Source organism: Dongia sp., assembly GCF_041906375.1.
In the GTDB taxonomy this organism is placed as follows: Bacteria; Pseudomonadota; Alphaproteobacteria; order Dongiales; family Dongiaceae; genus Dongia.
In genome coordinates, this window is sequence record NZ_JAYRJJ010000003.1 from 283,326 (window position 1) to 302,484 (window position 19,159).

General features: G+C 64.1%; 19 protein-coding genes and 1 riboswitch. Of the genes, 10 read left to right on the forward strand and 9 right to left on the reverse strand.

Annotation, left to right across the window (positions count from 1 at the left end; genetic code table 11):
- Positions 1–113 precede the first annotated feature (113 nt).
- Positions 114–500 (reverse strand): PRC-barrel domain-containing protein, encoded by a 387-nt coding sequence (locus ACE3OA_RS12780; RefSeq protein ID WP_374311203.1) that lies wholly within the window; start codon positions 498–500, stop codon positions 114–116.
- Positions 501–708: 208 nt separating this feature from the next.
- On the opposite strand from ACE3OA_RS12780, the gene ACE3OA_RS12785 reads away from it, so the two are divergent.
- Positions 709–1,116: an META domain-containing protein gene (locus ACE3OA_RS12785; RefSeq protein ID WP_374311205.1), complete on the forward strand. Its 408-nt coding sequence runs from the start codon at positions 709–711 to the stop codon at positions 1,114–1,116.
- Positions 1,117–1,192: 76 nt separating this feature from the next.
- On the forward strand, positions 1,193–1,939 hold the full coding sequence (locus ACE3OA_RS12790) for a cobalt-precorrin-6A reductase (RefSeq protein ID WP_374311207.1): 747 nt from the start codon (positions 1,193–1,195) through the stop codon (positions 1,937–1,939).
- Here ACE3OA_RS12790 and cobJ read toward each other — a convergent pair.
- From cobJ to cobG, 4 genes are read right to left on the reverse strand one after another with little or no spacing between them, the layout of a single operon-like run.
- Positions 1,936–3,642, reverse strand: coding sequence for a precorrin-3B C(17)-methyltransferase (gene cobJ, locus ACE3OA_RS12795; protein ID WP_374311209.1), 1,707 nt, complete (start codon positions 3,640–3,642; stop codon positions 1,936–1,938). The genes ACE3OA_RS12790 and cobJ overlap by 4 nt on opposite strands.
- A complete protein-coding gene (locus ACE3OA_RS12800; protein WP_374311211.1) occupies positions 3,642–4,391 on the reverse strand; it encodes a precorrin-2 C(20)-methyltransferase in 750 nt (249 codons plus the stop codon). Before ACE3OA_RS12800 ends, cobJ begins: the two co-directional genes overlap by 1 nt.
- Positions 4,388–5,014, reverse strand: a complete 627-nt coding sequence (locus ACE3OA_RS12805) for a precorrin-8X methylmutase (RefSeq protein ID WP_374311213.1) — start codon at positions 5,012–5,014, stop codon at positions 4,388–4,390. The genes ACE3OA_RS12800 and ACE3OA_RS12805 overlap by 4 nt, the downstream gene beginning before the upstream one ends.
- Positions 5,011–6,333 (reverse strand): precorrin-3B synthase, encoded by a 1,323-nt coding sequence (gene cobG / locus ACE3OA_RS12810; RefSeq protein ID WP_374311215.1) that lies wholly within the window; start codon positions 6,331–6,333, stop codon positions 5,011–5,013. The genes ACE3OA_RS12805 and cobG overlap by 4 nt, the downstream gene beginning before the upstream one ends.
- 89 nt (positions 6,334–6,422) lie before the next feature.
- Positions 6,423–6,627, reverse strand: a riboswitch (cobalamin riboswitch).
- A 127-nt stretch (positions 6,628–6,754) separates the two neighbouring features.
- On the opposite strand from cobG, the gene cbiE reads away from it, so the two are divergent.
- The 4 genes from cbiE (at position 6,755) to ACE3OA_RS12830 (ending at position 11,274) form a co-directional block, all read left to right on the forward strand.
- Positions 6,755–7,966: a precorrin-6y C5,15-methyltransferase (decarboxylating) subunit CbiE gene (cbiE, locus tag ACE3OA_RS12815; protein ID WP_374311217.1), complete on the forward strand. Its 1,212-nt coding sequence runs from the start codon at positions 6,755–6,757 to the stop codon at positions 7,964–7,966.
- 138 nt (positions 7,967–8,104) lie between these two features.
- Entirely contained in the window at positions 8,105–9,043 is a 939-nt protein-coding gene (gene metF / locus ACE3OA_RS12820) for a methylenetetrahydrofolate reductase [NAD(P)H] (protein ID WP_374311219.1), read from the forward strand.
- Positions 9,044–9,118: 75 nt separating this feature from the next.
- Complete coding sequence (locus ACE3OA_RS12825) at positions 9,119–10,759, forward strand: amidohydrolase (protein WP_374311221.1); 1,641 nt, start codon at positions 9,119–9,121, stop codon at positions 10,757–10,759.
- Positions 10,760–10,926: 167 nt separating this feature from the next.
- On the forward strand, positions 10,927–11,274 hold the full coding sequence (locus ACE3OA_RS12830) for a PilZ domain-containing protein (protein WP_374311223.1): 348 nt from the start codon (positions 10,927–10,929) through the stop codon (positions 11,272–11,274).
- A 17-nt stretch (positions 11,275–11,291) separates the two neighbouring features.
- On the opposite strand, the gene ACE3OA_RS12835 is transcribed toward ACE3OA_RS12830, so the two are convergent.
- From ACE3OA_RS12835 to ACE3OA_RS12845, 3 genes are all read right to left on the reverse strand, one after another.
- Positions 11,292–11,591 carry a PilZ domain-containing protein gene (locus ACE3OA_RS12835; RefSeq protein ID WP_374311225.1) on the reverse strand — a complete coding sequence of 100 codons (300 nt, stop codon included), beginning with the start codon at positions 11,589–11,591 and terminating at the stop codon, positions 11,292–11,294.
- A 231-nt stretch (positions 11,592–11,822) separates the two neighbouring features.
- A complete protein-coding gene (locus tag ACE3OA_RS12840) occupies positions 11,823–12,953 on the reverse strand; it encodes an NAD(P)/FAD-dependent oxidoreductase (RefSeq protein ID WP_374311227.1) in 1,131 nt (376 codons plus the stop codon).
- Positions 12,950–14,257 (reverse strand): MATE family efflux transporter, encoded by a 1,308-nt coding sequence (locus ACE3OA_RS12845; protein ID WP_374311229.1) that lies wholly within the window; start codon positions 14,255–14,257, stop codon positions 12,950–12,952. Before ACE3OA_RS12845 ends, ACE3OA_RS12840 begins: the two co-directional genes overlap by 4 nt.
- A 321-nt stretch (positions 14,258–14,578) precedes the next feature.
- On the opposite strand from ACE3OA_RS12845, the gene ACE3OA_RS12850 reads away from it, so the two are divergent.
- From ACE3OA_RS12850 to ACE3OA_RS12865, 4 genes are all read left to right on the forward strand, one after another.
- Entirely contained in the window at positions 14,579–15,394 is an 816-nt protein-coding gene (locus ACE3OA_RS12850; RefSeq protein ID WP_374311231.1) for a class I SAM-dependent methyltransferase, read from the forward strand.
- A 123-nt stretch (positions 15,395–15,517) separates the two neighbouring features.
- Positions 15,518–15,643, forward strand: a complete 126-nt coding sequence (gene ykgO / locus ACE3OA_RS12855) for a type B 50S ribosomal protein L36 (RefSeq protein ID WP_133612612.1) — start codon at positions 15,518–15,520, stop codon at positions 15,641–15,643.
- Between the two features lie 188 nt (positions 15,644–15,831).
- On the forward strand, positions 15,832–17,361 hold the full coding sequence (locus tag ACE3OA_RS12860) for a hypothetical protein (RefSeq protein WP_374311233.1): 1,530 nt from the start codon (positions 15,832–15,834) through the stop codon (positions 17,359–17,361).
- Positions 17,362–17,374: 13 nt separating this feature from the next.
- On the forward strand, positions 17,375–17,830 hold the full coding sequence (locus ACE3OA_RS12865) for a hypothetical protein (protein ID WP_374311235.1): 456 nt from the start codon (positions 17,375–17,377) through the stop codon (positions 17,828–17,830).
- Between the two features lie 86 nt (positions 17,831–17,916).
- Here the strand turns inward: ACE3OA_RS12865 and ACE3OA_RS12870 are convergent, their stop codons facing one another.
- Positions 17,917–19,134 (reverse strand): YcaO-like family protein, encoded by a 1,218-nt coding sequence (locus ACE3OA_RS12870; protein ID WP_374311238.1) that lies wholly within the window; start codon positions 19,132–19,134, stop codon positions 17,917–17,919.
- Positions 19,135–19,159 lie beyond the last annotated feature (25 nt).

The window sequence follows — 19,159 nt, forward strand, 5'->3', positions numbered from 1 at the left end:
GACCAACCCTCCTGTCCTATTCGATCCGCACCGTCACTGATTTTCCCTGTTCGGTTTTCGGCCGCCTTACCGCCCGCTGGTGCGACCCAGCGGGCGGCCCATTGCCAGAATACTTACTGCCAATAGGGCGGCACGCCGAAATGGCCATGCAGGCGGCTGCCCCATTCCGGATCGATATTGTTATTGTCGGCATAGACCGGCGTCTGCCGCAGCACATCATCCTCGGCATTGACCACATAGCCGCCGAGATCGGTATTGTAGGTCAGCACGTTCCAGGGCAGCGCCCGGCGCTCCGACCCGATGCCGAGGAAACCGCCGAAAGTCACGACGGCATAGGCGACCTTGCCGCTCCGCTTGTCGATCATGACGCTTTCGACCTCGCCCAGATTGTCGCCGCGGCGGTTGTAGATGTCGGTGCCCTGGACCTTGTCGGCCGAGATCAGGCCTCCGGTCTCGTCTTTCTTCAAGGTCTCCTGGCGGTTCTCTGTCGCAGACTGCATTTGTCGTCTCCTGAATTGGTTGCCAAAATTGGTTGGATGCCGTCTCAACAGTGCAATCTTGCCTTTTGTTCCGTTGTCCGGTGGCAAAGGCATCAGCAGGGGGCAAGTCGACAGAAAGTCGGGTATAGCGGCAATATTGGGCCGGCTCGACGCCATGCGTCTGAGCCCGTATCCTCTATACGTCACAGGTAAATGGGGTGAGGCTGTCATGCGCGGAATGATTCCCCTGGTGGCGGTTCTGGCGATGTGGGTTGGGGGCTGTGCCGGCAAGGAGGCCGAACCGTCGCTCATCGGCCCGGTCTGGGTCGTCGACAGCATCGCTACGGCACCGGTCCTGGCCGGGTCGGAGATCATCTTGAAATTCGATGCCGATGGCCGTTCCGGCGGTAAGGCCGGCTGTAACAGCTATGGTGCCGCCTATCGCCTGGACGATACGGCGCTCACTTTCGAGCAGGCCGTTTCGACCAGGATGTTCTGTTCACCGGACGCCTTGATGGTGCAGGAGCAGGCCTATCTGGATCTTCTCGGCCGCGTCATCGGCTTCAGCCGGACCGGCGAGGAGCTGGAACTCTATGCCGGGAACGGCGACGCGATCCTGTTTCACGTGAAACCTTGAACGCGCGGTACAATCTCCTTTCTTCCGCCCTGGAAAATTGTCATCTTCCGCGCAGGCGGAGGCTGATTGTTTCAAGATGAGCGACATCAAGAAAATTCTTGTCCTCGGCGGCACCGGCGAGGGCATCGCGCTCGCCGAAGCGCTGCGGGAAATTCCGCATATTCATGTTATCTCGTCTCTGGCCGGGCGCGTCGCCAATCCGAAACTGCCGCCGGGCGAGGTGCGCATCGGCTGTTTCGGCGGGGCTGCGGGCCTCGCCGCGTATCTCAATGACAACAGGATCGCGGCCGTCATCGACGCGACACATCCCTTCGCTCGCCGCATGGGCTGGAATGCAGCGGAAGCGGCAGCGGTGGCCAAGGTCCCGCTGCTGCGTTATGAGCGACCGGCCTGGGTGGCGCAGCCGGGCGATCGGTGGATCGAGGTGGACGATTGGGCGCAGGCGGTCGAGGCGTTGCGTCGCTCGGCCCGGCGCGTCTTCCTGGCGCTTGGCCGGCAGGAACTGGCACCCTTTGCGCAGCTCGCCGATATCGCCTTCGTCATCCGCTCGGTCGAGCCGCCGGATGCGGGCATGAAATTCGCCCAGGCCGAACTTGTGCTGGCGCGCGGTCCCTTCAAACTGGAGGAGGAACGCGACCTGCTGCAAGCGCATCGGATCGATCATCTCGTCTGTAAAAATAGCGGCGGCAGTGCGACCGATGCCAAGCTGCAGGCCGCGCGCGAGCTCAGCATCACGGTTGTCATGCAGCGTCGCCCGCCGCGTCCCGATACACTGCGAGTGGCGAATATCGCTGCCGCTCTCGATTGGGTGCGGGGGCTCTAATCGCCTTTCGGCGTCGGCTTCTCGCCATACCAGCGCGGCGTATAGACCCACGCGCTGCCATCCGGCCGCTTGATGGTGCGGGTCATCGACGAGCCGACAATCACCACGGTGCGCATGTCGACCATCTCCGGCGTCAATTCGCCGAGCGTCACATTGGTGACGCGTTCCGCTGGCCTGCCGACATCGCGTCCCAAAACCACCGGCGTCTCCGGCAAGCGGTAGCGGCGCAGCAGATCGAGCGCCTCGCCCAATTGCCAGGGGCGTGCTTTGGAAATCGGATTATAGAAAGCCATGGCAAAATCGCCCTCGGCGGCATGCGCGAGGCGGTCGAGAATGACCGGCCAAGGCTTCAGATTGTCGGACAGAGAGATGATGCAGAAATCATGACCCAGCGGCGCGCCGATACGCGATGCGGCGGCCATGGCAGCGGATACGCCCGGCAGCATCACCAGTTCGACCCCGTGCCATTCCGGCTTGTCGCTGTCATCGAGTGCTTCCAGCACGGCGGCCGCCATGGCAAAGACCCCGGGATCGCCGGATGAGACCACGACCACCGACCGGCCGCTGGCGGCCAGTTCGAAGGCGTGGCGCGCGCGCAGCAATTCCTCGCGATTGTCGGTCGCGTGCGCAATCTGTTCGGGCCGTAAGGGACCGGCCATTTTCACATAGGTTTCGTAGCCGAGGATGTCCTCGGCCTGGTCGATCTCGCGGCGCACGGCCGGCACCATCATCGCCGCCTCACCCGGCCCAAGTCCGACGACGGCGAGGCGCCCGCGCTTGCGCCCAACCTCGATCACATCCTCGGGCACCGCCGCCACGGCGATGGCCAGCTGCTCAATGGTGAGCGACAGGATCGGCTCCGGCACAGCGGCCAGCGCCAATTGCTCTGCCGTATCCATTGCTGCAAAGCGTAGCGGGACACCAAGCTCGGCCGCGGCGGCGGCGATACCCGCCTCGGCGAAGTCCCGTTCACGCGCCAGCAGCAGGGTCAGCGAATGCACCGAAAGCTGGGCTTGTGCCAGCGCCGCCCGGATCTTGTCGGCAAGGCCGGCCTCGGCGCGACCGATGCCGACGACGATCGAGCGGGGATGGAATAACAGCTCATCGGCGGCCGGTGCCACCTCCTGATGCGTCACGCGCGCGGTGAGCATGCCTGCGGGATCGATCGGCAGCTTTGCATCGGCAAACCACGGCGCCTCGCCCTCGACCCGCATCTTGGCGCCGGCCAGCAGATTGGAAATGAACGTCTTGCCGTCGCCCGGATTGCGCAGGATATAGCCCGCCGGTGGATTGATCAGGCAGGTGCCGAAGCGGATTTCGCCGGTGGTCGTGATGGCGGGGCTGGTCCCCAGCGCCGCGCCGATTTCGCGCGCCAGCACATTGACGCCGCTCAGGCCGCCGAGCAGCGGCACGACGGCGCTGCCATCCTCGGCCACCGCAAGAACCGGCGGCTCGGCGCGCTTGTTCTGCAGCAAGGGCGCCAGCGAGCGAATGACGATGCCGGCGGCGCACAAAGCCACGATCGGCCGGTCGGCCTCATAGAGGCCGCGCAAGGTCTCGCCGAATTCATCGAAGGCAATGTCGGCATCGCTCACCCGGCTCGCAAGGCCATAGACCTCCGCCTCCGGCAGAGCCGCCTGGATGCGACGCGCGGTCGGCAGCGAAGCAGCTCCCAGTATGACGATGGCGGCCTTGCCGGGCATCAGGACTGCCACTTCTTGCCGGGCACGATGACGATCGAGAAATAAGGCGCACTCTTCGGATCGACCTCCAGCAGTGGGACGATCTTCTGGTTCTGCATCGTGGCGCGCTCGACATAAAGCGCGCGGTCGGCAAGACCTAGTTCCGTAACCACCTTGCGCACCTTCTCGAAATTGGTGCCGAGCTTCATGATCGCCGCCGCGTCCATGTCGGCAAGCCGGCGCTTCAGCTCCTCTTCCGGCAGCACACCGGAGAGGATGCCGAGGCTCTGGTTGCGATAGACGAGCGGGGCGCCCAGCACCGAGGCAGCCGCTAGCACCGAGCAGACACCTGGCACCACTTCGGTCTCGAAGCGCGTGGCCAGCCGGTCATGGAGATACATGAACGAGCCATAGAAGAACGGATCGCCTTCACAAATCACCGCGACGTCGCGCCCGGCCGAGAGGTGTGCCGCCACTTCTTCAGCCGACTGGTCGTAGAAATCGCTGACCAATGTTTCATAGCTGAGATGCGCCGGCAGTTTCTCTGTCGTCACCGGATAGATCAGCGGCAGCATTGTCTGACCCGGCTTCACATAGGATTCGATGATGGTGAACGCGTTGCCCTTCTTTCCCTTCGCTGCCAGATAGGCGATGACGGGCGATTGGCTCAACAGGCGCACGGCCTTCACTGTCATCAGTTCAGGATCGCCCGGACCGACGCCAAGGCCGAACAGACGTCCCGCTCCATTTGCGTTGGTGTGGGACATCATTCTTTCTCCGTGGCAAGGGCATTGACGGCGGCAGCCGCCATGGCGCTGCCGCCGCGACGGCCGCGCACGATGACGAAAGGCACGCCGCGGCTGTCTTCGGCAAGCATGTCCTTCGATTCCGCGGCACCGACGAAGCCCACGGGGAAGCCCAGGATCAGTGCCGGTTTCGGCGCGCCCTCGTCGAGCATTTCGAGGAGACGGAACAACACCGTCGGCGCATTGCCGATGGCAACGACGCTGCCCGCCATCTTGTCGCGCCACAATTCGAGCGCCGCGGCCGAACGGGTGTTGCCGATATCCTGCGCCATCTGCGGCACGCGCGGATCGTAGAGTGTGCAGATGACCTCGTTCCGGGCCGGCAGGCGTGCCCGCGTCACGCCTTCGGCCACCATGCGGCAATCGGCAAGGATCGGAGCACCCGCGGTCAAGGCCTTGCGCCCGGCGTCACCGGCGCCGGCCGAGAAACGCAGATCCTGGATGACGTCGACCATGCCGGACGCATGCGCCACGCGCACGGCGAGCTTTTCAAGATCGGCCGGAATGCCGCGCAGATCCGCTTCGGCACGGATGATGGAAAAGGACTGGCGATAGATTTCCTGGCCATCGCGCTCGTAATTGATCATGCCGTGGGCTTTCTTTGCATCAGCAGCTGGGCTGCCTGTTCGATAGTGAGATCATGGCCGATCCGCTCGCCAAATCCCGCCATTCCCCCGTCGCCTCCCGTCGCCTTATCGGCCACGAAAAGGTCGTAATGGCCGGGATTGAGGCCCAGCAGGGTGAAGGGGGCCGGACGCGGGGCCGCACAGGATTTGGCGCAGCCGGTCAGATGGATGCCGAAGATGAGGGTACCCCAGCCGTCGATGGCATTTGCCAGCGCCAGCGCATCGGCCTTGGTGTCGGTATGGCCCGATTTGCAGCCAGCGCTGCCGGCGCAGGTGATTGTGGCGGCCAGGGTCCGGTCGGGCCGTGTGACGAAGCCCAATTCCTCCAGCCGCTCCTGTGCTTCGGGCAGCGCGCTTTCGTCGATGTTGGGCAGCAGCACGCTCTGCCACGGGGTCATGCGGATCTCGCCGCCGGCGACATGCGCGGCAAGATCGGCGAGGCCCCGCATCATCGCCGGTCCGATGCGCCCCAGCGGTGGCACACCGCCCAGGGCGAAACGTCCGCCAATCTGTCGCCTAGCGCCGAGATGGCCGAGCGCCATCGGCTCCTCGCGCCGCCAATCGCCGATGGCGTGGACCTTGCAGGGCAGGGCGGCCGCCATTTCCGCCGGCCGCCGGTCGACCAGCAGATGGCGCATGCGCGTGATCTTGTCGCCCTTGGCGTTGCGCGTGCCGATCATGGCGATGAACTGGTCGAGCAGGGCGAACAGCGCGGCCTCGACATCGGCCGCAGCGACGGCACCGGCCGGCGTCTCGCCGGGGACCCCGGAGAATCCGAAGGCAAAGCTGTTGCCATTGATGGCCGAGAACCAGATATCGTTGGGGTGCTGGATCATGGCGACACTCTCGCCGCCATCGATCTCGATCGAGAATTTGGGCGACAGGGTATGATAGCGGGGTTCCGCTTCGAGGCGCGCCAGCACGCGGTCGGCAAGATCGCTGACGTCGAAGAGCGCCTCCGGATCGAGACCGCAAAGCGGGCTCACCATCACGTTGCGCACGTCGTCGGCGCCGCTGCTCTTGGGGGCCAGGCCCGCTTCGACGAGGGCGGCGATCAGTGCCTCCTCCTCGCCGGCATGAACGCCGCGGATCTGCACATTGGCGCGGTTGGTGGCTTCGATTTCCGGATGGCCGTGGCGCGCCGCAAGACCCGCAAGGGCGCGCGCCTGACCCGCCGACAGCCGCCCGCGCGGCAGCTTGATGCGGCAGATGCCGCCATCGAGCGACGGCACGATGCGGAACAGGCCCGGACAGGCAAAGCGGCGATCGCTCGAATTCAAGATGGCACCGGCAATAACCGTTGCGACGAATGGGCAAGGAGATCCAACTCCCCGCCACGGCATCGATACGCCCCGACCGATGCATCCAGCCGCAACCCCATATCACCGGCAGGTCTCCTGGCTTCGCGGGTCCTCGCCCGTCGCCGCCTTCCCGGACCAAGGGTCCAGTGGCCGATTGCGAAAGGCTCGCCGCGCACAGTTGCGGGGGCAGCCATGGCTGGCAGGGGGCGGACCCGCTTGCCTCCATGTTCCCTCTTAGGCCCCCAAAGGGGCACCGGTGATGGGCCCCGTTCTATAGGAGCAGGAACGGGCGCGAAAGCGGATTCTCCGGCGCTTTGTGGTCGCACCCGCGCTTGCCGCCGGCCCCACCATGCCGTATTGGAAACGGCGAACCGGCCCTTATTCCAAAGAGATAGACAGCATGGCAGCCTGGCTCACCGTGGTCGGCATCGGCGAAAACGGCTTGGATGGACTGGGCGCCTCGGCGCGGGCGGCGCTCAGCGGGGCGCGCATCGTCTTCGGCGGCAAGCGGCACCTCGCCTTGCTGCCGGCGGATCACAAGGCCGAGCGGCGTGCCTGGCCGACGCCGTTTGCCGAAGCCTTCGACCAGGTTCTGGCGCTCCGGGGTCAGCCTGTCGTCATCCTCGCCAGCGGCGATCCGATGTTCTACGGCATGGGCGCCAGCCTCAGCCGACAGTTGGGGCCCGACGAGATGCGCGTGTTGCCGGCGCCTTCGTCGGTGTCGCTCGCGGCGGCCCGCATGGGCTGGGCGCTGCAGGAGGTGGAGGTCATCACCATCCATGGCCGCCCGCTGGCATTGCTCAATCGCGCGCTCCACGACAAGGCGCGCCTGCTCGTCCTCAGCGAGGATGGATTCTCCGCTGCCCATGTCGCCGGATTGCTGACCCAGCGCGGCTTCGGTCCTAGCCGTATCACCGTGTTCGAGCATCTGGGTGGTGCAAAAGAACGCCGCCGCGACGGCATTGCGTCGCGCTGGCAAGAGGGCGAGACGGCGGCGCTCAACCTGCTCGCCGTCGATTGCGTCGCCGGACCTGAGGCCAGGCCGCTGTCGATCCTCGCAGGCCTTCCCGATGATGCCTTCCAGAATGACGGCCAGCTCACCAAGCGTGACGTCCGCGCCGTGACCCTGGCGCGCCTGGCGCCTTGCCCCGGCGAATTGCTGTGGGATGTCGGCGCCGGCTGCGGCTCCATCGGCATCGAATGGATGCGCGCGCATCCCACCTGCCGTGCCATCGCGATCGAGGCGAATGCGGGCCGCCAGCAGCTCATCCGCGCCAATGCCGACGCGCTGGGTGTCCCCGGGCTTGACCTCGTGGCCGGTGCGGCGCCCGCGGCCCTCGGCAAGCTGCCGCAACCGGATGCGATCTTCATCGGCGGTGGTGTGACCGAACCCGGCCTGTTGGAGACCTGCTGGGCTGTCCTCAAGCCTGGCGGCCGCCTCGTCGCCAATGCGGTGACGGTGCAGAGCGAGGTTTTGCTCATCGCCTGGCAGGAGAAATTCGGCGGCGACCTCACGCGCATCGCCGTCTCGCAGGCCAAGCCGCTGGGCGATTTCGACGCCTGGCGCGCGGCCCTGCCCGTGACCATCTTCGCGGTCCATAAGCCTAACTGATTGTAATAAATGATTTAAGTTCGAAGAATGATACATTTGTTCAAGTAACATAAAGATATACTTATATCTCGTTTCTGTTATTCTCCTTGCCCAGTCACCCAACAGACCCGGTGGCCCACGCAAGAGGGAGGCGGCAGGATGAATATGATCGAGGGCCAGATGCCGGTTTATCCCAGCGGCCCTGTCGACCGTACCGATCGTCCGGGCCGCGCCCGCGATCTTGCCGTGAGCTTCGAATTCTTTCCCCCGCGCCAGGCCGATCTGCTGCCGGGTTTCTGGGGGGCTGCTGCGGATCTTGCGGCACTGGCGCCGCGCTTCATCTCGGTCACATATGGTGCCGGCGGCTCCACCCGCGACCAGACACGCGAACTCGTGGTCGAGATTCAGAATCGCTGCGGCGTGCCGGCCGCGGCCCATCTCACCTGCGTCGACGCGACCCGTGACGAGATCGACGCCATCGCGGATTCCTATTGGCAGGCCGGCATCCATCGCCTCGTCGCCCTGCGCGGCGATCCGAAGGCGGGGATCGCTGCCGGCTATCATCCGACCGAAGGCGGCTATCCTTACGCCGACGCGTTGGTGGCGGGGCTGGCGCGCCAGCATCCCTTCGATATCAGCGTTGCCGCCTACCCGGAGGTGCATCCGCAGGCACCGAGCGCCCAGGCTGACCTCGATCACCTGAAACGCAAGGTGGATGCCGGCGCTACCCGCGCCATCACGCAATTCTTCTTCGATGTCGATTGCTACAAGCGCTTCATCGACCGCGCCACGCGCGCTGGCATCAATGTGCCGATCGTGCCCGGCATTCTCCCCATCCGGAATCTCGCCAGGACCGCCACGATGGCGGCGGCTTGCGGCGCGCGGATTCCGGATGCAGTCAGGGCTCGCTTCGATGGAGTCGATCATGATCCGCAAGGACGGCAGCAGGCCGCACTCGAAATAGCCATCGCCCAGTGCCAGGCGTTGTTGCGCGCGGGCGTAAAGCACTTCCACTTCTACACGCTCAACCAGGCCGAACTGGTGCGCGACATCTGCGCCGAAATTGGCCTGGTATCGCCCTTGCTCGGTGCGCGCTGAAGCGGCATTGCCTTTGGGCGCCTAACCTGATTTCATCCCTGCTTCTTGTGCATATGTATAACAGGCAGGCTGGCAATGGCTTCCAACGCGCCCGATCTCATCCTCACCCATGGCGATATCCGCACGATGGACCCGCTGCAGCCGCGCGCCCAGGCCGTTGCCGTGCAGGCCGGCCGCGTCGTTGCCATCGGCAGCAATGACGCGATCACGGCACTCGCCAACGGACGCACGAAGAAGATTCACGCCGGCGGCAAACTCGTGCTGCCCGGCTTCCAGGACACGCATATCCACCTGCAGGACAGCGGCACGGGCTTTTCCAGCAGCGTCAATCTGGAAGGGGCGCGCAACATTGCGCAGTTGCAGCAGCTCATCCGCGACTATGCCAAGACGACCAATGATCTCTGGGTGCGTGGCGTCGGCTGGTATTCAGGCATCTTCGGCGCACACAATCTCGACCGCCATGTGCTCGATGCCGCCGTGCCTGACCGGCCCGTCTATATCTATGCGTCCGACGGCCACAATGCGGCGATGAATACCAAGGCGTGCGAACTCACGGGTCTCGATGCCAGCGTGGCCGATCCCCATGGCGGCTCCTTCGTGCGCGACGACAAGGGCGTGCCCACTGGCCTCATCTATGAAGACGCCATCGACTGGGTGCGCGCGCGCATGCCCAAGAAGGAACTCGACGCTTATACCAAGGGCGTCCGCTACGGCCAGAAGCTCTGCAACAAGCACGGCATCACCGGCGTGCTCGACGCCATGGTGGCCGAGCGGCATATGAAGGTCTATCGGGGCCTCGAAGAGGCGGGCGAGCTCAGCGTGCGGCTGCGTGCCACGGCCAAGGTCTATCCGGAAGAATCGGTGAAGGATGCGCTGGGCCGCCTGGAAGCGCTGCGCCGTGAATACCGATCGGAAAACATCGCCGTGCATTCGGCCAAGTTCTTCCTCGACGGCGTTCTCGAAAACCGCACGGCGGCGATGATCGAGGATTATTCCGACGCGACCGGCGGCAATGCGCCGATCATGTTCGACGAGGATCATTTGCGCGACCTGTTCATCGCCTTCGATGCCGCGCGCTTCCAGCTCCATATCCATGTCATCGGCGACCGCGCCACGCGCGTGGCGCTCGACCGCATCGAGGCGGCGCGCGAGATCAACGGGGCCTGGCCCAGCCTGCATCAGCTGGCCCATGTGCAGGTGATCCATCCCGACGACATTCCGCGCCTGCGGGCGCTCGGTGTCGTTACCAACATGCAGCCGCTCTGGGCGCGCTGCGAACCCTCGGTGACCGACATGGCGCTGCCCTTCATCGGGGCGGAACGCGGTCGCTGGATGTATCCTTGGCGCACGATCGTCGAAACCGGCGCGCCCTATGCGGTCAGCAGCGATTGGGGTGTATCGACCTTGAACCCGTTCCCGATCATGCAGACGGCGGTGACGCGCCAGCCGGCCCATGTGGCCAAGGATTTCCCTGTCTTCGAGGCACAGGAACGCCTGAACGTGGAGCAGGTCGTGCGCGGCTATACCACGCTTGCCGCCGCGGCCGCATGGCGCGGGGACGAGACCGGCTCGCTGACGCCGGGGAAATATGCCGACCTGATCGTCCTCGATCGCGACATCTTCGCCGTCGACCCATATGCGATCGGCGAGACGCAGGTCGATCTCACTTTGCTGGGCGGGCGCGAAGTGCATCGCGCGGAAGGCTTTGCCGGTTAACCCTGCGGTAATGATGCGGCGCGAAAAAAGGTAGAGCGTCCCATTCCAGGACGAAAGGCTTCCTTCCGTCGCAGCGGAGCGGGTCGATATCGTTTGCGGTCCGTCGGCGCGCTCCGTATCTTTTTTCTAGCGACGCTGCATCCTGCGGCGCGAGAAAGACGGGCATCATGGCGGACGACAGCAGCCAAGACCACCGACGCCATCCGCGATTCCAGTTCAATGGGACGGCGATGGTGGTGTTCGACGATGCTAATCGGCGCCGCACGCTCGCCATTACCAATTACAAGAATATCTCGCAGGGCGGCGCCTGCATCCTGACGCCGGATATCAAAGGCTTCGCCGCCGGCGACCGCATGTATCTGATGCCTGAGCGATATCGCCGCAAGCGCGAGGCCGTGGTCGTCAACCTCGGCACCGGCAGACTGCACCTTGAGATTCCGCATTCGCAGGCGCTGAGCGAATTCGAAGTGGCCGAAATCCTCGAAAAGCTCAATCAGCTCGAGCGCAAGGACTAGCCGCGCCCACGACGCTCTCAGCGAACGATGCTGGAAATAATTATCGCACCAGGAAATGCCATTGCGATATGCGATGGGCTGACGCGCACGACGGTGGCGATGGTGGGGCCGACCTTGGGTAGGTCGAGCGAGACTTTATCGCCCACGGCGACCGGACCGCTGGTCTCGATCAACGCACCGCCTTCGGAAATATCCACCAGCCGGCAGGTGACCCGCGCGCCCTTGATCAGGACGTCGGTCGGCAGATTGACGACAAAGCGTTGGGCGCGGCGGCGATCGCCATGCTCGTCAGTGTCTTTCTGCAAATCGCTCATCATCTTGTTCCAATCCCCTTCGCTCCGGCCCCGCCGATCATGCTGGGAGCTGGCCCCCAAAAGCAGGCCGGCCATCCCCCCGGACAGCCGGCTGCCGCGTCAATCGACGGCGCAATTTGCCATGATAACCCAATAGCGCCAAGTCTCTGAGGGGCATTGAAGCGCAAATATGGTGAAGATTTGGTGTATTTCTGCGTGGCCTGGCCAAGTTTCGCGAAACTGGGCCAAGTTTCCTCAAAGGCGGCAGCGTTCCGGGGCGAGGCTGCCCGGCGTGAGCCCGCGCGCGGCCAGATCCGCCGGCACCGCATCCCGCGCAATCAGGTCGCGGCTGAGCCGCCCCAGGGCCGCCGCCAGCATGATGCCGTAGCCGCCCTGGCCGGCCAGCCAGAAGAAGCCGTCACCGCCGCGGTCGAAGCCCACCACCGGGCAATGATCGGCGACGAAGCTCCTGAGACCTGCCCAGCTGTGCTCGATCCGCTTGACGGTGAGATGCGTGCGCTGTTCCAGCCAGTCGACGATCATGGCCATGTCGAGATCCTCGGGCTGGGCGTCGCAAGGCGGGCTCGGCGTCGCGTCGCCGAGTGAGGCCATCAGCCTGCCGGCGTCGAGCTTCACATAGGATTCGGTCGACCCGTCATCGACCGCCGGCATGGTGGCTGGCGCGAGGACGGGGTCGCTGGCGATGATGATCGCGGTGCGCCGCATCGGCTGCAGGCCGATCGCGCGCATGCCGGCCATCTGTCCGATCTCGTCGGCCCAGGCACCGCCGGCATTGACCACGATCGGCGCTTCGAACTGCGCGCCTGAGGTGGTGGTGGCGCGCCACAGCCCGTCTTTGCGCTCGAGGCCGGCGATGCGGTGATCGGTAAAGGTGGTGCCGCTGCGATGCTTCAGCAGCTTCAAAAAGCCCTGATGAATGGCGCCGGCATCCATATCCATCACATGCGGGTCGAGCACGGCGCGCGCCACGACCTCGCGGCGCAGGAGCGGCGCCAGCTTGCAGGCCTGGTCCGGCGAGATTTCCTGCAGCGGCGTTGCCGGCGTGGCGACGGCGATCGCTTCGTCGATCTTCGCCTCGAAGCCCTCGGGCACGAACGACATCGCCTGGCGCGGCGTCAGCAGCGGATGGTCGGCAAAGCCCGGCATGGGATCGCGATAGAACTCGGCGCTGGCGGCGATGATCGCGCGCACGGCCGGCGGCCCGTAATTGGGCGTATAAAGCGCGGCCGAGCGGCCGGAACTGTGATAGCCGGGACGTTCTTCCATCTCGACCAGCGTGACGCTGCCGAGGTCGGCCAGTTCCGCCGCCGCCGCCGCGCCGGAAATGCCGGCGCCGATGACGAGATAATCGCTGTGCGTGCTCATCGCCACAATCCTTCGGGCCGACGCCCCAGCCAATGGAAGCGCCAGCCGAGGCCCGTCGCGGCAACGACGAGGGCAGCGATCAACGACCAGATCAGGGCCGGCACACCGGCCCTCTGTTCAAATCCAAGAATGTAACCCATGGGCAGACCCACCACGACGAAACTGACGATATAGACGATGGTGGGGATCAAGGTGTCCGCCGCGCCGCGGAGGGCGCCCATCAGCACGCCTTGTAGGCCATCGACGATGAAGAGCAAAGCGGTAAGCGTAAGGGCCCCCGTGAGCAGCGGCAGGACCAGCGGATCCTGGCTGTAGGCACCAGCAATCCTTGGGGCCAGCAGGACGGTGATGCCCGCGACCAGCACCATCACGCAAAGCTCAAGGCCGACCGCGACCCACCCGGCCCGCCGCAGATCGCCCGCATTGCCGCGGCCGATCGCATTGCCGACCCGGACCGAGGCAGCCGTCGAGAGGCCCAGGGTCAGCATGTAGACGAAGCTGGTGAAATTGATGGTGGCATACATGGTGGCCAGTTCCGTGCGCCCGAGCCAGCCGGCCATGTAGATCATCATGTTGAAGCAGGCCGTTTCCGTGCCGATGGCAAAGGCCAGCGGCAGGCCCAGCGCCAGCATGCGGCGGAGGATGGCGAGGTCGAAGCCGAACCAGGGCCGGGCGCCGTATTTCGCCCGGTCGCGCATGCCCAGGATATAGAGCGCGATCGCTGCCAGCATGCACCAGCGGGTGATCGTGGTGGCAAGCGCCGATCCGGCCGCACCCATTTCCGGCGCCCCCAGATGGCCCAGCACGAAGACCCAGTTGAGCGCCAGGTTGATGACATTGCCGCCAAGAGCAATGACCATGCCGGGAACCGGCCGGTTGATGCCTTCCAGGAAGAACGAGCAGGCGCTGAACATCAGGATGCCCGGCAGCGAATAGCCGAGGATGCTGAGCGCCCGTCCGCCGCCGGCAAAGGTTTCCGGGGGCTGCTGGAACAGGCGCAGCAGGCTTTCGGCGGGCGTCAGCACCAGCATGAAAACGACGCCGATGCCGCAGGCGATGGTAAGGCCCCCGCGCAGCGCCTTGCCGCATTCCAGGAAATGGCCGGAACCCGCCGCCTGGGCCGTGAGGATGATGGTGCCGATCAAAAGGCCGACGCCCACCACCATCAAGGTGACTTGTGGGATGGCCGCGGCCCCCAGATCCGCCAGTGCCCCGGTGCCCTGCCAGCCGCAGAAAACGGCATTCACCGTGAACATGATGACCAGCCCCGCCCGGGCCGCCATCACGGGAATAGCCAGGGCCACCGTCCGTTTCAGATGGTAGGGGATGGGAAAAGATGGAGGGGGCGGCGTTTCGGCTGGTGCACCGATCGCTGGGCCGCGAAACGACGTCATGACGGCCGATCGACCTCAACTTGCGATTTGGTAATGCAGAAGGTACAGTTAAGTAATTGATTTGCCATGAATCGGCAATGGGGCTGTGGGGAAATGACATCCGGAGCCGATGAAAAGGTGCCGTGGCGCTTGCGCCTACGCGCATGGTGGGAGGGGGAAGAGGTTCCTTTGCCGCGGTCGGCCTCGTCCGACAGCGGGCGCGGGGCTGAGCCCACCCTGGCGCCGCCTGTGATGACCATTCCGCCGCTCTTGCCCTGGGAAACCGAGGCAATACGCATTCAGGAACAGGTCTGGGGCGCCGGTTACTACAAGCCGGGCGGCGAGGAACATGTGTTGGGTCTGGCTAAGCCGTTCGGCCTCAACCCCTCCCTGACCGTCATGGAATTCGGCGCTGGCCTCGGTGGTGGCACCCGCGCCCTGGTCAATGAGTTCGGCGTCTGGGTGAACGGCATTGAACCCACGGCGGACCTCGCCAAGGCCGGAAAAGAAATGTCCATCAAGGCGGGGATGGAGAAAAAGGCCGATATCGTCCGCTATTCGCCGGAAGGGTTCGAGCCCAAGCAGGGTTCGGTCGATTGCATCCTTTCCTCGGAATCGCTCTATCTGGTCGAAGACAAACCCAAATTGCTGAAAATCTTCGAGCGGGCACTGAAGCCCCGCGGCCAGGTCTCGATCACCGATTTCGTGCGCAATGACGCCTTGGCCATGAACGATCAGCGCCTGCAAGGGCTGGGCTTGGCGCCGTCCGACCAGACGTTCTTCGCCTCGGGCGAGGAATATGCGAAGTGGTTCCGCGAGCTCAATTTCGACCTGCGCGTCAATGAGGACATCACCGAACGCTATCGGAAGATGATCATGGACGGCTGGATCGGCTTCACCCAGGCAGGCGGCGAAAAGGCCGCCCACGCCAAGGCTTTGCCCGAACAGGTGGTCAAGGAAGTCGAATTGTGGAGCCGCCGGGTGGCGGCTTTTGACGCCGGCGACCTCAAGGTCATGCGCTATTATGCCATCAAACTGGGCGGCACCAAGCTCATGTCGAACTGGTAATTGCCTTTTAAGCTTTATATTTCAATCCCTTAAGGCGCTGTTTCACGCGGTTGACAGGAAATCCCCTGGTCACTATGTTGCGCCACCATTTCAAGACTCGTTGAATTCTCAAGGAACCGGACCATGAAGGTTGTTAACTCGCTGAAGTCGGCCAAGGCGCGGCACAAGGATTGCCGTATCGTCCGCCGCAAGGGCCGGGTCTATGTGATCAACAAGACCAATCCGCGCTTCAAGGCGCGCCAGGGTTGAGCGCTTTCAACCTGGGATTGGGCTGCGCAGGCTGAAGTTTTCGGTCCGGCGCGTTGATCGAGCTGGATCCGACTGACTGATTTAGAAACCGCGCCGGGATTTATTCCCGGCGCGGTTTCTTTTTGCCGATTTTGCATCGCCCACATTGTCGGGTAGATTTCCAGCCCTGCAAACAGCAGGTAGCTTCGATGGCGCATGCTTCCTCGTCCTACCATGTGAGCGGACAGGAGAAGAGCGGGCTCCGCCTGGCGTCAGGCGGCGGCAATCGAGCCGTGCCCGCGGCGGATGTCGCTGTCGACCCATCCCCCACGGCATTTGCCTATCGCTTCGCTTTCGGCGCCGCCGATCCGGCTTCTCTTCCTTCCGAAGCTGCCTTGCAGGCGCTGGGCGCCGCGATCATGTCCGAACCGGTTGCGGCCTTCGCGGAAAGCGACATTCCCGCCGGCTATACCTATCTCGGACAACTCATCTTCCACGACATCACGTTCATGTCGCCCGGTCGCAAGCTCAACTTCCGCTCGCCGGCCCTGGATCTCGACAGCATCTTCCCCAGCGCTGAATTGCTGGCGCGGACACCGCCCTTCGGGTTGGGGCCGCTGCCGGTCGGTCGCACGACATCCGAGGGCATCGTGCTGGCGGAGGACCTGCCGCGCGTGAGGGAAGGGATCAACAGCGGCCAACCGCTGATTCAGGACCCAAGGAATGATGATTTCCTGCCCTTGGCGCAATGCCATCTCACCATGCTGAAATTCTACAACGCCATCGCCCGCAATCCCCGCAACGGCGCTGCCGCCAATATCCGCGAAACCTGGGTCAAGCATTTCCAGCATTTGGTGTTGCACGACTTCGCGCCGCGCATCGTCGGCCATGCGACCCATGAAGCGGTGCTGAACGACGGCCGCCAGCTGGTCGCCCCGGGGCGCATCGGCCCGTCGACCGAATGGATGCCGCTGGAATTCGCCGTCGCCTGCGGGCGCTACGGCCACAGCATGATCAGGGACGACTATTCGCCCTGGAACCGGCTCGTCAGCACGCCGGTGGGGGTCAGGGAATTCATGGAACTCAGCTTTCGCAATTCAAGCGACGGCCTTGCCGACAATAATCGCGGCCTGCCGATAAAATGGGTGACGAACTGGTTCCGCCTGTTTGACTTTGCCGCGCACCCGCTGTGGCGTGATGCCGAAGAACCGATGAAGGCGGGGCGCATCGGCACCCGTTTCGCGCATGACCTTGCATCATTGCCCGAACGCATCCGCGCCCGCTCGCCCGATGTGGCGGTCGATGCCGCGGGCTTCAACCTCGCGACGGCAAGCCTGCTGCGCGGTCGCGAGGTCGGCATTGCCAGTGCCCAGCAGGCCTTCGAATTCTGCCGCGGCTGTGGGCTCGATTTGCGCCAGCTGTCGACCGACGAACTGATCGCCGTCGAAACCACTGCCGTGCAGGACGCGTTCCGGCGCCATGACGAACTCGGCCGGCACACGCCGCTCTGGTACTATGTCCTGCGCGAGGCGGCGCTGCTGGGGAACGGCAACCATCTCGGCCCCCTCGGTGGACGCGTGGTGATGGAAACGCTCCATGCCGCGGTCGAAGCCAGCGACATATCGATCCTCAAGGACGCCGTTTGGCGTCCCCATCTTCCCAGTGTGAAGGCCGATGATTTTACGATCGTTGATTTGATTGCGTTTGCTGGACACCCCAATCCATTGGAAACCGTGTGAAAGGAGGCTCGCTATGGCAAAGCTCAAGATCGTCAAGCCGGGCACGGCCGACGTGCCGGATGTCGATGGCTATGTGAATGTCGTCAACAATCTGATCCTGCGTCTCGACAAATATCTTGAATTCCTGGGAGCGGAGCCGGACGAGCGGCCGGACCTCCTGCAGACGGCCGCAAGCAACGGGACCGAAGGCGCTTTCATCGTTAAGCAGATTCTACCCAATGGAGATTTCGAAGCGATCGACAATACCAACTGCAAGATCTTTGCCGAGCGCGATGTGAGGAAGGTCAAAAAGAAATCCAAGGTGACGGTACCGATGCCCGACATGCCACCCTCGAACCTGAACTATCTCAGCGTCTACGCGACGGAGATTTTCAATCTCTATAGCGTCTCCGGTGCCGGCCAGGCGGCAGCCAGGGAAAAAGCGCACAAGTTCATGTTCGGCATGATGATGCTGACGCGCTGCCGCTGAACTGACGGGACTGTTTGCCTGCGTCTCCATCCGGCCCCGATCCGAAGAGGAAGGAAGCTCACGGAGCGAGTTGCCGAGGGAAGGCCCTATATGAGCAGCGGGACCAGCGCAACCGGTCGCTCCGCACCGCCCTCTATGTCTCTGGGGTCATGCGCGTAAAGGCGCAGGCGTGCAAATCGCGGCTTGTAGTGACAGAGGGCCGTCGACATCGCCCGGTAAACTGGCACGCCGGTACCGGGGCGGCTCATATCGGCAAAATGAAGGTCAATGCCGAGGTTCGCGCAGATATCGAGAATGTCGGCGAGCGAGGCATCTTCCCGATGCGATCTGATTCCCGGCGATGCCTGCTCTGGCATTTCCGTCGCATCGAGCGGCGGGAGCGATGTCGTCACCGCGCGGCGCCACTGCGCCCATGACGAATTTTGCCCCCCGCTTTCCTTGGCAATCGCCAGCGAAAACTCCATCTGCAGCATTTCGGTGAGAGCCGCTTCGATCGCCGCGAGCAAATCCGTCTTGGCGGAAAACCCCAGGGCCACGTCGCTGCCGTCGCGCTCGGCCGAAAGTGCCGCGACGACAGGAATGCCGATGTCCGACGTGATGTCGAACAGCCGGCTCAATCTTTCGCGCGCACCGATTGCATGCCACAAGGGCGTTGCCGCGCCGATCTCATCGGTATTCATCGGCGGCCGTCGACGGCAACCATACCACCACCGGGCCGTGGCATCCCGTTCGATCAGTTCCAGCAGGGCGCCGAGCTTTGCGCCTTCCGCCTCGGCATGGCTGGCACAGCCGTTGCTGTCGGCGATCGCCACGGCCATGTCGTCGCCGGCCTTCCGCCGGCCGAGATAGAGGAAATCCGCCGGCGCATAGCGTATGCCGCCCGTGAATGCATCCTGGACCGGCGCCCAGGCAATGGGATTGGCAGCGCTCGCCGGGCACGGCCGCCAGTCATATGCGCCATAGATCCGGTTCCAGCTGTCACGTTCGTTGATCTGCGCATCGGTAAACCCATTGAGGGCGCGCACGGATAGCGCCTGTGGTCCCAGCTCCGTCGCCGATGCCGTCAACAGTGACTCGTCGCCCCAGGCGCAGGTCGAAAGCATTTCGGCGGCTTCCCCCATGCAGCTGTGTCGACAGGCGCGCAAAGTCGTCCCGCGCCCGCTGGCGATGCGGCCCGCCTCCGGCAGGGCGGCCTTGGGCAGAGCGTTGTCGCTGCGATAGCGGTCGTTGGGCAGTGCAATGGCCAACTGCACCGGCGCCTGACCCTCGGTCAGAACGACGATATCGAATATATCCTCGATCACATGCTTGATCTCCTACACAGGCCGC